Genomic DNA, 13,887 nt, shown 5'->3' with positions numbered 1-13,887 from the left:
CATCACCTCACCAGAAATTCGATGCGGCGGTTCTGCGCCTTGCCCTCGTCGGTGTCGTTGCCGGCGAGGGGCTGCGTGCTGCCGTGGCCGACCGCAGTGAAGCGGCTGGCGGGCAGGCCTGCCTTGACCAGATAATCGATCACCGCCTGCGCGCGCTTCTCCGAGAGAGCCAGGTTGAAGGAATCCTCGCCGTCGCCGTCGGTATGCCCGACGACCTCGATATTGGCGGTGGGGCAGCGCAACGCCGTCTCGATCAGATGGTCGAGAATGCCGGCGGAATCCGGATCGATATCGGCGCGCTTCGCCGTGAAGCGGATCTTGCCCTTGGCCAGGAGATCCGAGAACAATTGCTGGCACACGGTGCCGTCGACGGGGCCTGCCGCAGGCTTCACCGTGATCTCCGGCTTGTATTGCCAGTTCTTCGGGAAGTCCTTGCCTGGCCCTGCGCGGATGTCGTTGGCGGCACCTTCATAGAGTGCATCGCCCGACAGCTTCACCTCGCGATCCGTGACCACGAGCGTGCCGGTGGACAGCCGCGACAGCGCGCCGAGCGCTGCGACAACGGCGGTGTTGAACGAGCCGGGCGCGCCGATGCTGGCCTTGAGATTGTCCACGACCTTCTCGTTGAAGAACTTTCGCGAGGCGCTGGTTGCGATTGCCGCGTGCACATTGCTGTCCGGGACATAGCCTGTCAGCGTCACCGTCGCGGCCACCGGATCCTTGTAGGCCTGGAAGATGTAGGGCGGCGCCTTGACGTCGTTGGCGGCGATCGAAAAACCCTCTGGCAGGTTTTTCAGTGCGGCCGCAATCGCCTCGCGACCACCGAGTTCGCGCGCCATGCCCGACAGGTTGACCTTGGTGTCCGTTATCGTGATCTTGCCGTCCTTGAGCTTGCCGATCTGATCGAGCAGCAAGGTCGCGGCGGCCTCGAACCGTGGCGGCGCACCGCGCGCCAGGCCCATCCGATCGGTCACCTCGACGCCGGCGACTTCCTTGCGCGCTGCCTCGGTCAGACGCGCCCGCATCGAGGGCAGCGGCGCGGAGCCCGACAGGGTCACCCGCACCACGTCACGTTCGGCATTCCAGACGAAGGGTTTGGCCTCGGGAACAAGACGGGTCCGGTCGTCGACCAGCCGCACACCGGGGACGGCTTCGACCGCCATCACGGCGTCGCGGCGTCCCTCCTCGGAGAACGCATCCGCCGCCAGGCTGACGTCGCGGCCGTCGACCGCGATCCAGGTCTTGTCCAAAACGGTATCCTTGAGCGCCGCCGCGCTGCGGGCCGACAGGTCCGCCTCGACCGGCAACGTGTTGTTCCAGGCCGCAAATCCCCACATGACGACAAGGGGGATCAGCCCCGGCCACCATTTGCTGGCCCACCTGAAAAGCTTCTGCATTCGACGACCCGAACTCTGGAACCGGAGACAAAACAAACCCTTGGCAGGCTGTCAAACCGGAAATGGTGCCCTTCTGGCGGCCCGGCGTCGACAATTGGAATAACTTTTTGTTCAAGGGTTCTCCCGTAAGTTGAAGGCGGAATGCCAGAGTCCGCCAGCCGGCCATGAAGCAACTGCGTAACAACGTCATCCGCGCCGGGCTGGAAGCACTCTATTTCAGCGGGGCGCACCATCTGTTGCGCCCGCTTTTGTCGGGCGTCGGTGCCATTTTCATGCTGCACCATGTGCGGCCGGCCCGCGAGGCCGCATTCCAGCCGAACCGTCATCTCGAGGTCACGCCCGAATTCCTGCGCGCCACGCTGTGCCATCTGCGCGCGCGCGACATCGACATCATCGACATGGACGAGCTGCATGAGCGGCTGGTGCAGGGCCGGTTCGATCGCCGCTTCGCCGCCTTCACTCTCGACGACGGCTATCGCGACAATCTCGATCATGCGCTGCCGGTGCTGCGCGAATTTGACGCGCCTCTCGCGGTCTATGTCGCGAGCGATTTCGCCGAGGGCACCGGACGTCTGTGGTGGACGGCGCTGGAAGCGGTGATCGCCAAGGCCGAGCAGATCGACGTGAAAATAGGCCATTCCACGCTGCGGCTGGATGCGACGACGCCCGCCGCCAAGCAGGCGGCATTCAACCGCTTGCACGACTGGCTGCGCGCGCTGCCGGGCGAACACGATCTCAAGCGCGAGATCGAAGGCCTCTGCACGAATTACGGCGTCGACATGGAAGCTCTATGCCGCAGCCTCTGCCTGTCGTGGGACGAGGTGAAGACATTGGCCGCCGATCCCCTGGTCACGATCGGCGCACACAGCATCACCCATTGCAATCTCGCCAAACAGGCAGAGGGGATCGCCGCGCACGAGATGGCGGTGAGCCGCGCACGGATCGAGCAAACCCTCGGCCGTCCCGTGCAGCACTTCGCCTATCCCTATGGCGACCGTGAAGCGGCGGGCGCGCGTGAATTCGCGCTCGCTGCGGCAGCCGGGTTCAAGACGGCAGTGACCACGCGGCCCGGCATGCTGTTCGCCGAAAACGCCGGCCAAATGACCGCGCTGCCGCGCGTCTCGCTCAACGGCAACTACCAGGACACACGAATTCTGCCGGTGCTGACCTCGGGCGCCGCGACCGCGATGTGGAACGGCTTTCGCAGGATTGCGGCGGCCTAGCATCAACCGCATCCGTCCGGGCGGCGGCCGGGACGACACCGAGCGGATCAATGCGCCCAAGCGCTCCGAGACGACAAGATTGACTCCCCTCCCGGCCGCGCCCACAACGCGTGACAACCGAAGGGAGGCACCATGTTCAACGATCTGTTTTCGCTCAATAGCCGCGTTGCGCTCGTGACCGGTGGCTCGCGCGGCATCGGCAAGATGATCGCGGCGGGCTTTCTCAGTGCAGGTGCTGCGAAGGTCTACATCACCGCGCGCAAGGCAGGACCATGCGAGCAGACCGCCAAGGAGCTCACCGCGCGATATGAGGGCGAATGCATCGCGCTGCCGATCGATATCTCGACGGTTGCCGGCGCCGAACTGCTGGCGACCGAGTTCAGCAAGCGTGAGTCGAAGCTCGACATCCTCGTCAACAATGCGGGCGCGGCCTGGGGTGCGGATTTCGACGAGTTTCCGGAGAGCGGCTGGGACAAAGTGATGAACCTCAACGTCAAGGCGCCGTTCTTCCTGACCAAGGCGCTGGCCAGCCCCTTGCGCGCGGCAGCCTCCGCCGAACGGCCGGCGAAGGTGATCAACATCGCCTCGATCGACGGCATCTTCGTCAATCCGATGGAGACCTATTCCTATGCCGCGAGCAAGGCCGGACTGATCCATCTGACCCGGCGCATGGCGGTCAAGCTGATCTCCGACCACGTCGTGGTCACGGCGATCGCGCCGGGGCCGTTCCAGTCCGACATGAACCGCGCCGCGCGCGACCATGGCGACGAGGTCGCAACGCGGGTGCCCGCCGGGCGCATCGGCACCGACGAGGACATGGCGGGCGCCGCGATCTATCTCGCCTCGCGCGCGGGGGATTACGTCGTAGGCACCACCATCGCGGTCGACGGCGGCATCGTCTATGCGAATCCGGGGATCAAGGGGAGCGGATGGGATAGCTGAGGGGCTGCGGGGGCTCGATGTTTTCGCGCCGTCATGCCCCGGCTTGACCAGGGCATTCAGTACGCCGCGGCTTCTCGGTTCAACACCGACGCCTCTGGAATACTGCATCACCCGCTTTCGCGGGTGATGACACCGTTTGTGTTGCGCGAGCCTCAGGCCCTGGCGGTTACGACTCGATCTTCACATACTCGAAATCGCCGGGCTTGTTGTCGATGCCGACCTTTGGCGGCGCAATCCAGGAGGCGAACTTGCCGGTTTCGGTGACGGGCTGCATCAAGGAGGTGATGAAGTCGCCGTCGCTTGCCGACGGCAGCCATTCGTCCTTGCGCTTGGCCCAGGTCGTATCGTCGATCAGGATGCCGTCGGGCGTGGCATGGATATCCTTGAACTCGCCGATGTGGCGGTGGAAGGCGACATTGGGCAGGGTCAGCTTGTAGTCGTAGCCCGCGGTCGAGATCACCTTGTTCCAGCGCAGCATGCCCTTGACGCAGTCCTGGCTGTAATCGTCGCGCAGGCGCATGTTGAGCGCGGTCAGTGCCGGCTCGTCGACCAGCTTGATCTCGCCGTTGATGAACTTGAGCACCGGATAGGTGGCGTTCTTGAGCTGGTGATCGTCCTCGATCTGGGTCTCGTGATAGCGGCCCTTGATGCCGGCGTTGAAGGCATTGGCCGCATTGGTCGACACTTCCGAGCCGAACAGGTCGAGCGATAGGGTATAGTGCAAATTCAGCTTCTTCTGGATGGTCGGCAGGTCGATCACCCCTAACGCGCGGACTCTTGCGATGTCGGTGGGGTCGGAGATGCCGGCTTCGCGCATGGCATCGCAGGTGCGCTGCACGACGCGGGTGATGCCGGTCTCGCCGACGAACATGTGGTGCGCCTCTTCCGTGAGCATGAAGCGGCAAGTGCGCGACAACGGATCGAAGCCCGACTGCGCCAGCGAATGCAGCTGCATCTTGCCGTCACGATCGGTGAAATAGGTGAACATGAAGAAGGACAGCCAGTCCGGCGTCGCCTCGTTGAAGGCGCCCAGCATGCGCGGCGCATCGGCATCGCCGGAGCGCCGGCGCAGCAAATCGTCCGCTTCTTCGCGGCCGTCGCGGCCAAAATATTTCTGGAGCAGATAGACCATCGCCCAGAGGTGGCGGCCTTCCTCGACATTGACCTGGAACAGATTGCGCATGTCATAGAGCGACGGCGCGGTCTTGCCGAGATGGCGCTGCTGCTCGACCGAGGCGGGCTCGGTGTCGCCCTGGATCACGATCAGGCGGCGCAGCATGGCGCGATGCTCGCCCGGGACTTCCTGCCAGGCCGGCTCGCCGTAATGCTCGCCGAACGGCACGACGCGGTTCTCTTCCTGCGGCGCCAGCAAAATGCCCCAGCGATATTCGGGCATGCGGACATAGTCGAACTTGGCCCAGCCGCGCGGATCGACCGAATAAGCGGTGCGCAAGTACACCAGCGATTCCTGGAAGCCCTCCGGGCCCATATCGCTCCACCAATCCATGTAACCGGGATGCCAGCCTTCCAGCGCTTTGAGGACCTGGCGGTCTTCGGCGAGATTGACGTTGTTCGGGATCTTGGTCGAGTAGTCGACGTTCATGATGTTCATGGTGGACCTCCCGTGGGGGACTGATTACTTGACAACTGTCATCATCTTGCGGGCTCGCGAGTAGCGAATGGTGAGCAGCGAATGGACTCTTCTAGTCGCCATTCGCCACTCCTATTCGCTAGACTCGCGTCATATCGAATTTCGGCTTCTGACCGCTGCCGTAACGGCGCAGCGCGCCTTCTTCGCCGACAGCGTTGGGGCGCTGGAAGATCCAGTTCTGCCACGCGGTGAGGCGCGCGAAAATTTTTGATTCCATCGTCTCAGGACCGACGAAACGCAGGCTCGCTTCCATGCCGGTGAGGCTGTCGGGCGAGAAACTGGCGCGCTCCTCGAGGAACACGCGGACCTCGTCGTCCCAATCGATGTCGTCGAGCGCGAAGGTGACGAGGCCGAGTTCTTCCGCCTGCTCGGCGTCGAGCGCGGTGCCGAGTGTCGCCTCCGCGCGCGCGACATCGGACGGATCGGCCTGGAAGCGCGATTGAAGCCGCGTCAGCCCGTGGCTCATCGGATAGGGACCGAAATTCATCGCGGACAGTTCGATCGACGGCGGCGGACGGTTGTCGCCCTGACGCGTGCCGATCAGCATGTAGGAGCGGTCGGCGGCGAACACGAGTTCCGCGAGCGTGCCGGCGAAGCAGGAGCCGGGCTCGACCAGCGCGACCAGCGTGCGCGAGGTGACGTCGATGCGCTTGAGGACTCGCTTCCAGTAGTGCCTGATTTCGTTGACCAGCCAGTGCGCCTTGTTGGCTTCGAGGAAGACGTCGCTGGCGAGCACATGGGCGCGGTCACCATGGCTCTTGAACACCAGCATGGCGATCTCGAGCTCGTTGATGCGCAGATGCAGGATGGCGTCGTCGAGCTCGCGCGCGACCTGGAGCGGCCAGAACGAAGCCCCTTGTGCCATCATGCCGTCAATGTCGGCCGGCGGCGCCGCTTCCGGCGCCTTGATGGAGATCGTAGCGATGCGCGCGGTGCGATCGATGTCGATCGTGACGAAGCCGTAGCGGATGCTGGTCTCGTCGATCAGGCGCTTGAGCGGCGTCAGCGCGACGCCCTTGCCGCTTCCCTTGCGCTTCGAGGCGGCCGCGAATTCCTTGGCCCGCTCGGCGATCCTCGCCTCCAGCTTTGAGTTCGGCGCGATCTCATCGACGAGGCGCCATCGCACGGCGCGCTTGCCCTTCACGCCCTCCTCGATGGTGCAGAAGAAATCGGCGTGGTCGCGGCGCACTTTTCGCTTGTCGACGACGCGGGTCAGTCCGCCGGTGCCGGGCAGCACGGCGAGCAAAGGCACCTCGGGTAGGGCAACGGCAGACGAACCGTCATCGGCGAGGATGATGTAGTCGGTCGCAAGCGCGAGCTCATAGCCGCCGCCGGCCGCTGAGCCGTTCACCACGGTGATGAAGCGCTGGCCGGAATTCTCCGAGGAATCCTCCATGCCATTGCGGGTCTCGTTGGTGAACTTGCAGAAATTGACCTTGTGAGCGTGGGTGGAGCCGGCGAGCATGCGGATGTTCGCGCCGGCGCAGAACACGCGGTTTTTGGCCGAGCGCATCACGACGACCTTCACCTCGGGATGCTCGAAGCGCAGCCGCTGGATCGCATCCGCGAGCTCGATGTCGACACCGAGATCGTAGGAGTTGAGCTTGAGAAGATAGCCTTCGAACAGACCGCCATTCTCGTCGACATCCATCGTCAGCGTCGCGACCTCGCCGTCGAATGCGAGCTTCCAATGCCGGTAGCGGGACGGGTCTGTCTGGAAATCGATGAACGTCGCGCCGCCTGCGAGGCGCCGATCTTCCCCGGCCATGGGTCACACCCTAAGCTTGATTATGCATTTTCGCGTAGCGTTAGATGCACAATAATGCATCTTTTTGGATGCGTCTAGCCCTTGGCCGCCACGTCATGCACTTTGTTTCATGTCAATGCCGGCCATGGCCGCGTTGATATTACGAGCCCGTTCCGGTCCTACGGGCCTCGGACCTGTCACGCCGCCGCCATCATGCGGCGCGTCCTTGCAGGCCCTGATCGTCGCGCAGGGCCGCTTTCGCGAATTGCGCGATCGCCTCGAGCGTCGCCGCCGGCGCCTCTCGATGCGGGGAATGCCCCGCACTTGAAATGATTTTCACATCGACCGGGCAGTAGCACTCCTCCTGCGCGATCTCGACCTGACGCAGGGTGCCGTATTGGTCCTCCACGCCCTGCAGGACCATGACGGGAACGCGGATGTAGGCGAGGTATTCCGAGATGTCCCAGTCGCGGAATTTTGGATCGAGCCAGGCGCCGTTCCACCCATAGAAGGCGTTGTCGACGTCCTGATGCCAGCGCGCGAGCTTGGCCCTAAGGTCCGTGGTCTCGAAGGCCGTCTTGATCGCGGCGATGGATTTCACCGAGACGTCCTCGACGATGAAATGCGGCGCGATCAGCACGAGGCCGCTGAGGCGATGATCCTGATGCGCACCGGCATAGATCGTCGCGATCGAGGCGCCGTCGGAATGGCCGAGCAGGAGGCCGCGCTTGAAGCCGATCATGTCGAGCAGCCTCGGCAGCACGTCGAGCGCCTCGCGCTGCATGTAATCGAGCGGCCGCGGCAGCGTGACCTTGCTCGACTGGCCATAGCCTGCGCGCGAATAGACGAAGATGCCGGCGCCTGTGGCTTGCTGAAGCTTGTCCGGGAAGTCGCCCCAGAGGCCGACCGAGCCGAGGCCTTCGTGCAGCATGACGATGGTGGGAGCCTCGGTGGACGATGGCGCGAGCCATTTGTATTCGAGGCTGGCGGTGCCGATGTCGAGGAAGCCGGTGAGGGCGAGGTTGGTCATGCTGTCGTTCCCGTTCTTTGCGTCATTCCGGACAGCTCGCAGCGCGAGCTGATCCGGAATCTCGAGATTGTCTTGGAGGCTCGAGATTCCGGGTTCGACGCTTCGCATCGCCCCGGAATGACGAGCGACTAATGCGCGCCCTCCCGCAGCTTGAACCGCTGAATCTTCCCGGTCGCCGTCTTCGGCAGCGAATCCACCACGTCGATCCAGCGCGGATATTTCCACGGGCCGATCTTCTGCTTGACGTGCTCCTTCAGCATCTCCTGCAAGTCCGTCGTCTTCGCACCCGGACGCAGCACGACGAAGGCTTTTGGCTTCAATAGCCCTTCCGGATCGGCCTCAGGCACGACAGCGGCTTCCAGCACGGCGGGGTGTGTGATCAGTGCGCTCTCGACCTCGAAGGGCGAGACCCAGATGCCGGAGACCTTGAACATGTCGTCGGCACGGCCGCAGAAGGTATAGCGGCCCTCGGCATCCCTGACATATTTGTCGCCGGTTCGGGTCCACGGGCCTTCAAAAGTACGGCGGCTCTTGTGGCGTTGATTCCAGTAACCCTCGCCAGCGGAGGGCGCATCGACCAGGAGCTCGCCGATCTCGCCATCGGCGACGTCCTCGCCGGCCTCGTTGACGAGCCGCACTGCATAGCCCGGCACCGGCTTGCCGGAGGAGCCGTACTTGATGTCGCCGGGCGCGTTCGACAGGAAGATGTGGAGCAGCTCGGTCGAGCCGACACCGTCAAGAATGTCGACGCCGAAGCGCGCCTTCCAGCTAAGACAAACGGATTCCGGCAGCGCCTCGCCGGCCGAGGTGCAGATGCGCAACGCCTTGCCGCAGCGCTCGGCCTTCATCGTCTCGTCGTTGAGCATGGCCGCGAACAGCGTCGGCACGCCGTAGAAGATCGAGGGATTGTAGCGGTTCATCAGATCGAACATGCGTGCCGGCGTCGGCCGCTCGCTGTTCAGGATCACGCTGGCGCCGACCGACATCGGGAAGGTCAGCGCATTGCCGAGGCCATAGGCGAAGAACAGTTTTGCGGCGGACAGGCAGACGTCGCTCTCGCGGATGCCGAGCACCTGCTTCGCGTAGGTATCCGCGGTCGCCTGCAAGTTCGAATGCAGATGGCGCACGCCCTTGGGCATGCCGGTGGAGCCCGACGAATAGAGCCAGAACGCCGGCTCGTCCGGATGTGTCGCGGCGGTGGTGAACTGGTCGCTCTCGCCCGCGAGCTCCTCGGCGAGCTGCCTGTGGCCGTTCTGCTTGGCGCCGGAGACCACAACGTGCTCGAGATTGGGCATGCGGCCGACGACGTCCTTGATGACGGGATAGAGCGCCTCGGACACGAACAGCACACGGGCGCGGCAATCGGCGAGAATGTAGGCGTACTGATCGGAGGTCAGCAGCGTGTTGAGCGGCACCGGCACGATGCCGGCGCGGATCGCGCCGAGGAACACGATCGGGAAGTCGACCGTATCCAACATGATCATCGCCACGCGCTCCTCGCGACGGATGCCGAGCCGGCGCAGCATGTTCGCGGCGCGGCGCGTCTGGTGCTGCAGTTCGCCATAGGTGAGCCGCGAGACGGTGTCGTCGAAGACGGGCTTGCCTCCCCTGCCCTCTTCGACGTTACGGTCGAGCAGCCAGGTCACCGCGTTGTAGGATCCCTCGCTCACGGACGTCTCCCCAATTTAGAATTATAATTCATAGAAAGACACCGTGGCGGCTTGCTGTCAATGCCAGCAGGCATTATGTTTCATTAAAACGCGCCGCAGGACATCCGCTAAAGAAGACTCATGATCGAAAGTCCCGACGCCGAATCCCGATTTCTCGAACAGCTCGGCCAGCGCGTGCGCACCATGCGCGCGCTGCGCGGCATGTCGCGCAAAGTGCTCGCCAAAGTATCAGGGATTTCGGAGCGCTACATCGCGCAACTCGAGAGCGGCAAGGGCAATGTCTCGATCGTGCTGCTCCGCCGCGTCTCCGACGCGATGGGCGCACATCTCGAAGACCTGCTTCCTAGCGCCGATCCGACGCCAGACTGGCAGATTTTCCGCGATCTCCTGCGCAAGGCGACACCGGCGCAGATTGCGCAGGCCAAGGATCTGCTCGCCGGCGGCAGCGCGTCTGCACCGCGGCGCGCGCCGTTCTGCGGCATTGCGCTGATCGGCCTACGCGGCGCCGGCAAATCCACTCTCGGCCGGATGCTGGCGAAGAAGATCGGCTGGACTTTCGTCGAGCTCAACAAGGAGGTCGAGCAGCAGAACGGGCTCTCGGTCGCCGAGATCATTGCGCTGTACGGCCAAGAAGGCTTTCGCCGCATGGAGCAGGCGGCGCTGCAGCAGCTGCTTGCGCGCAACGAGCTGATGGTGCTGGCGACCGGCGGCGGCATCGTCTCCGAGCCTCTGACCTTCGACCAGATCCTGTCGTCGTTCTACACGATCTGGCTGAAGGCCGAGCCGGAGGAGCACATGGCCCGCGTCCGCCGCCAGGGCGATCTGCGCCCGATGGCCGATGATCGCTCGGCGATGGCCGAGCTGCGCAACATCCTGCTCAGCCGCGAACCGCTGTATTCGCGCGCCACCGCGGTGGTGGATACCGCGGGCCTGTCCGTCGATGCCGCGGCCGCACGGCTGATCGACGCGGTCCGCCCGGTGCTGCAGAACGAAGCGCGCAGCTTCGGCCTCCGCAGCCTCGCGCTGTAGGATCCCTTTCTCGCTGCATCTACACCCTCCAATTTCGCTATATCCCAGCCCAACAGCAAGCTTTGGGAAGACCGATGAGCGATAGCGACGTCGCAATCTCCATGTTCGAGCGGATCGGCGGCAGTGCCACGATCGAGCGCCTTGTCGATGGCTTCTACGAGCGCATGGACATCCTGCCGGAAGCGAAAGTCATCCGCGCGATGCATGCGGCCGACCTCGGTCTGATCAGGGACGTGCTGAAGCGCTATTTGACCGAATGGACCGGCGGCCCGCGGCTCTACTCCGTCGAGAAAGGCCATCCGCGGCTGCGCCAGCGCCACATCGGCTTTGCGATCGGTGATGCCGAGCGCGACGCATGGATGGCCTGCATGCGCAGCGCGCTGGAGGAGACGGTCACTGACACGAACGCGCGGCAGGACCTCGCCAAGGCGCTGTCCGGTCTCGCCGACTGGATGCGCAACCCGAACTGATCGAGCGTGGTGCTGCCGACCTTTAGCCCGCCCACACGAGCTGCGACGCGGCTAGACCGACCAGTAATGCGGATGCGGGTAGGACCGCGAGCGGTCGCCCCAGTCGAAAGCATCGCCGTCGAACTCGCATGGGCCGCTGCTGAGCTCGTCCAGCGTCAACTCGGTCTGGAACGCCTGCCGGCTTGGATCGTATTTCAGCGCGCTCCACTGGAGAGGATAATGGTGACGGGTGCCGAGCAGCCCGCCCGTCTTGATCACGGCATAGGCGACCATTCCGCTCATCTTGTCCAGCATCAGTCGCTCGATCGTGCCGAGCTTCGTCCCGTCGCGTCCGTACACGGCGACGTGCTCCACGCGATCGCTGGGAACCATGGTATGGTGCATGGCGTCCTCCCTGTTCTCTTGTGCTTGCTCATTATAGCACCGCTTTCGAGACGACGGGAATGCAGCTACAGAAGCTGCGAGCGCACCAATTCCGCGCCCTCGCGCAACAGCGGCAGGAAACGGTCGAGCAGCTCCTGTGCCGGCACCCGGTCGACGTGAGCCCCCATGTTGATGGCGGCGACGATCACGCCGTCATAGCGGCGGACGGGAACCGAGATCGAGCGGAAATGCGGCTCCGCCTCGCGGTCGACCAGCGAATAGCCCTGCGCGCGGTCGGCAGTGATGCGCGCGAGTAGCGCTTTTGGATCAACCTCGGTCTGCGGCGTCAGCGCCTCGCGCTTCATGGTCTTCAGTCGCGCTGCAAGATCGGCGTCATCGAACTGGCCGAGCATTGCGCGACCGACAGAGGTGCAGAAGGCCGGAAGCCGGTAGCCGATCTCGAGGCCGCCGGAGAAAACGCGCGCAGGGCTTCCGCGCGCGATGAATACGACGTCATCGCCATCGAGCACCGCGAGCGACGCGATCTCCTGCGCGCCGGTTGCGATGCGATCAAGGACCGGCTGAAGGACCACGACGAGCTGGTTCGAGCGCAGGTAGGACGCTGCCAGCGTCAGCACATGGGGCGTCAGCGAGAACAGCTTTCCGTCACCGGAAGCGAAGCCGCCGCGCTGAAGCGTGAACAGCATGCGCCGCGCGGTGGCGCGGGGCAGATCGGCGGCGCGGGCAAGATCGCTCAGCGTCATCGGGCCGGCGGTGGTGCCGAAGCACTGCAGCAGCCGCAAACCGCGATCGAGGCTCTCGACGAAATCCGTCGCGCGCTCCTCGCTCTCGCTCCGCTTCAGCTTGGGCATGGCTTCGGATGATCCTGCAAAATAGTGCTTGCTGCCGCGCCCAGGCATGTCATAATTCGCCCACTAGTTCAATAGGCGAACAAACTCCCTGCACAAGGACGTACGCGCCATGATGAGCCAGGAGCAGAACGACCTGATCACCCGCACCGGGGCCAAGGACCCCTGCGGCAGACTGATGCGGAGTTACTGGCAGCCGGCGGCGCTGGTGGACGAGCTAGAGGGTGCGCGGCCGATCCGTCCCGTAAAACTGCTCGGCGAGAGCCTGGTGCTGTTCCGCGACGAGACCGGACGGTACGGCCTGATCGACCGCCATTGCGCGCATCGCGGCGCCGACCTCGCCTTCGGTCGGCTCGAACATGGCGGCCTGCGCTGCGCCTTCCATGGCTGGCTGTTCGACGCCACCGGCCAGTGCATCGAGACGCCGGCCGAGCCGAAGGATTCCAAGCTCTGTCAGAACATTCGCCAGCGCTCTTATCCCGTGGTCGAGAAGAGCGGCATCCTCTGGGCTTATCTCGGCGAAGGTGCGCCGCCGGCATTCCCGGAGCTCGACTGCTTTGTTGCGCCCGGCACGCACACGTTCGCCTTCAAGGGCCACATGGCCTGCAACTGGCTCCAGGCGCTGGAGGTCGGCATCGACCCCGCGCACGCCTCCTATCTGCACCGCTTCTTCGAGGACGAGGACACGTCCACCGCCTACGGCAAGCAATTCCGCGGTGCCTCCGCCGGCTCTGACTTGCCGATGACGAAGATCCTGCGCGAATACGACCGTCCAATTATCAATGTCGAGCACACCGAATACGGTCTGAGGCTGATCGCGCTGCGCGAGATCGACGAGGAGCGCACCCATGTGCGCGTCACTAATCAGCTCTTCCCGCACGGCTTCGTCATCCCCATGAGCACGGAGATGACGATCACGCAGTGGCACGTGCCGATCGATGACGAGAACTGCTATTGGTACGCGATCTTCACCAGCTACACGAACCCGGTGGACAAGACGAAGATGCGCGAGCAGCGGCTCGAGCTCTATGAGCTGCCCGACTACAAATCGCGCAAGAACCGCAGCAACGATTACGGCTTCGATCCGCACGAACAGCAGACCGCGACCTACACCGGCATGGGCACCGACATCAACGTCCACGACCAGTGGGCGGTGGAATCGATGGGCGCGATCCAGGACCGCACCAAGGAGCATCTCGGTCAGAGCGACAAGGCGATCGTGCAATATCGCCGCCTGCTGCGGCAGGAGATCGAGAAGGTGTCGGGCGGCGAGAAGCCGATGCTGTTCCTGGACGAGGCCAACGCGCGCAGCATCCAGGGACCGGCGACCATGGACGGCATTGGCCCGACGCGGGGCTGGGAGACCTACTGGATGGAGGTCGACGTCAAGCGCCGCCGCGGCGCGCCATGGACCGCGCCGGTGCCGAAGGACATCGCCGACAACGTGCACCGGCTGACGGCGGCGGAGTGACGATGCCTTTCGCCGCCGGCGGGTC

At 64.2% G+C, this 13,887-nt stretch carries 12 protein-coding genes; 5 read left to right on the top strand and 7 right to left on the bottom strand.

Features of this window, described 5'->3' with window-relative positions; genetic code table 11:
* Positions 1-2: 2 nt before the first annotated feature.
* Positions 3-1,397, bottom strand: a complete 1,395-nt coding sequence (locus IVB12_RS36780; protein ID WP_247307728.1) for an OmpA family protein — start codon at positions 1,395-1,397, stop codon at positions 3-5.
* Positions 1,398-1,561: 164 nt separating this feature from the next.
* Here IVB12_RS36780 and IVB12_RS36775 point away from each other — a divergent pair, with 164 nt between their 5' ends.
* Complete coding sequence (locus IVB12_RS36775) at positions 1,562-2,620, top strand: polysaccharide deacetylase family protein (RefSeq protein ID WP_247307726.1); 1,059 nt, start codon at positions 1,562-1,564, stop codon at positions 2,618-2,620.
* A 132-nt stretch (positions 2,621-2,752) separates the two neighbouring features.
* A complete protein-coding gene (locus tag IVB12_RS36770; protein ID WP_247307724.1) occupies positions 2,753-3,562 on the top strand; it encodes an SDR family oxidoreductase in 810 nt (269 codons plus the stop codon).
* A gap of 166 nt (positions 3,563-3,728) precedes the next feature.
* Here IVB12_RS36770 and boxB read toward each other — a convergent pair whose 3' ends face one another.
* The 4 genes from boxB to IVB12_RS36750 form a co-directional block, all read right to left on the bottom strand.
* Positions 3,729-5,165 (bottom strand): benzoyl-CoA 2,3-epoxidase subunit BoxB, encoded by a 1,437-nt coding sequence (gene boxB / locus IVB12_RS36765; RefSeq protein ID WP_247308150.1) that lies wholly within the window; start codon positions 5,163-5,165, stop codon positions 3,729-3,731.
* A gap of 127 nt (positions 5,166-5,292) precedes the next feature.
* Complete coding sequence (gene boxC, locus IVB12_RS36760) at positions 5,293-6,981, bottom strand: 2,3-epoxybenzoyl-CoA dihydrolase (RefSeq protein WP_247307723.1); 1,689 nt, start codon at positions 6,979-6,981, stop codon at positions 5,293-5,295.
* Between the two features lie 190 nt (positions 6,982-7,171).
* A complete protein-coding gene (locus IVB12_RS36755) occupies positions 7,172-7,990 on the bottom strand; it encodes an alpha/beta hydrolase (protein WP_247307722.1) in 819 nt (272 codons plus the stop codon).
* A 128-nt stretch (positions 7,991-8,118) separates the two neighbouring features.
* Positions 8,119-9,660: a benzoate-CoA ligase family protein gene (locus IVB12_RS36750; protein ID WP_247307719.1), complete on the bottom strand. Its 1,542-nt coding sequence runs from the start codon at positions 9,658-9,660 to the stop codon at positions 8,119-8,121.
* Positions 9,661-9,780: 120 nt separating this feature from the next.
* On the opposite strand from IVB12_RS36750, the gene IVB12_RS36745 reads away from it, so the two are divergent.
* The gene (locus IVB12_RS36745) at positions 9,781-10,689 is read left to right on the top strand and encodes a helix-turn-helix transcriptional regulator (protein ID WP_247307718.1); all 909 of its coding nucleotides are present in this window, start codon (positions 9,781-9,783) and stop codon (positions 10,687-10,689) included.
* Between the two features lie 74 nt (positions 10,690-10,763).
* On the top strand, positions 10,764-11,159 hold the full coding sequence (locus IVB12_RS36740) for a group II truncated hemoglobin (protein WP_247307716.1): 396 nt from the start codon (positions 10,764-10,766) through the stop codon (positions 11,157-11,159).
* 51 nt (positions 11,160-11,210) lie between these two features.
* Here IVB12_RS36740 and IVB12_RS36735 read toward each other — a convergent pair whose 3' ends face one another.
* Complete coding sequence (locus IVB12_RS36735; protein ID WP_247307715.1) at positions 11,211-11,543, bottom strand: PRC-barrel domain-containing protein; 333 nt, start codon at positions 11,541-11,543, stop codon at positions 11,211-11,213.
* A gap of 65 nt (positions 11,544-11,608) precedes the next feature.
* Positions 11,609-12,394, bottom strand: a complete 786-nt coding sequence (locus tag IVB12_RS36730) for an IclR family transcriptional regulator C-terminal domain-containing protein (protein WP_247307714.1) — start codon at positions 12,392-12,394, stop codon at positions 11,609-11,611.
* Between the two features lie 109 nt (positions 12,395-12,503).
* Here IVB12_RS36730 and IVB12_RS36725 point away from each other — a divergent pair, with 109 nt between their 5' ends.
* Complete coding sequence (locus IVB12_RS36725) at positions 12,504-13,862, top strand: aromatic ring-hydroxylating dioxygenase subunit alpha (protein WP_247307713.1); 1,359 nt, start codon at positions 12,504-12,506, stop codon at positions 13,860-13,862.
* The last annotated feature ends 25 nt before the right edge of the window (positions 13,863-13,887 follow it).

Origin of the sequence: Bradyrhizobium sp. 179 (assembly GCF_023073535.1) — a bacterium.
GTDB lineage: Bacteria > Pseudomonadota > Alphaproteobacteria > Rhizobiales > Xanthobacteraceae > Bradyrhizobium.
This window is presented reverse-complemented; position numbering and strand designations above follow the sequence as displayed.

What these genes read in the sequence shown, in the direction of transcription:
- IVB12_RS36780 (WP_247307728.1), bottom strand. Translation starts at nt 1,397, where the DNA reads ATGCAGAAGCTTTTCAGGTGGGCCAGCAAATGGTGGCCGGGGCTGATC.
- IVB12_RS36775 (WP_247307726.1), top strand. Translation starts at nt 1,562, where the DNA reads ATGAAGCAACTGCGTAACAACGTCATCCGCGCCGGGCTGGAAGCACTC.
- IVB12_RS36770 (WP_247307724.1), top strand. Translation starts at nt 2,753, where the DNA reads ATGTTCAACGATCTGTTTTCGCTCAATAGCCGCGTTGCGCTCGTGACC.
- boxB (WP_247308150.1), bottom strand. Translation starts at nt 5,165, where the DNA reads ATGAACGTCGACTACTCGACCAAGATCCCGAACAACGTCAATCTCGCC.
- boxC (WP_247307723.1), bottom strand. Translation starts at nt 6,981, where the DNA reads ATGGCCGGGGAAGATCGGCGCCTCGCAGGCGGCGCGACGTTCATCGAT.
- IVB12_RS36755 (WP_247307722.1), bottom strand. Translation starts at nt 7,990, where the DNA reads ATGACCAACCTCGCCCTCACCGGCTTCCTCGACATCGGCACCGCCAGC.
- IVB12_RS36745 (WP_247307718.1), top strand. Translation starts at nt 9,781, where the DNA reads ATGATCGAAAGTCCCGACGCCGAATCCCGATTTCTCGAACAGCTCGGC.
- IVB12_RS36740 (WP_247307716.1), top strand. Translation starts at nt 10,764, where the DNA reads ATGAGCGATAGCGACGTCGCAATCTCCATGTTCGAGCGGATCGGCGGC.
- IVB12_RS36735 (WP_247307715.1), bottom strand. Translation starts at nt 11,543, where the DNA reads ATGCACCATACCATGGTTCCCAGCGATCGCGTGGAGCACGTCGCCGTG.
- IVB12_RS36730 (WP_247307714.1), bottom strand. Translation starts at nt 12,394, where the DNA reads ATGCCCAAGCTGAAGCGGAGCGAGAGCGAGGAGCGCGCGACGGATTTC.
- IVB12_RS36725 (WP_247307713.1), top strand. Translation starts at nt 12,504, where the DNA reads ATGATGAGCCAGGAGCAGAACGACCTGATCACCCGCACCGGGGCCAAG.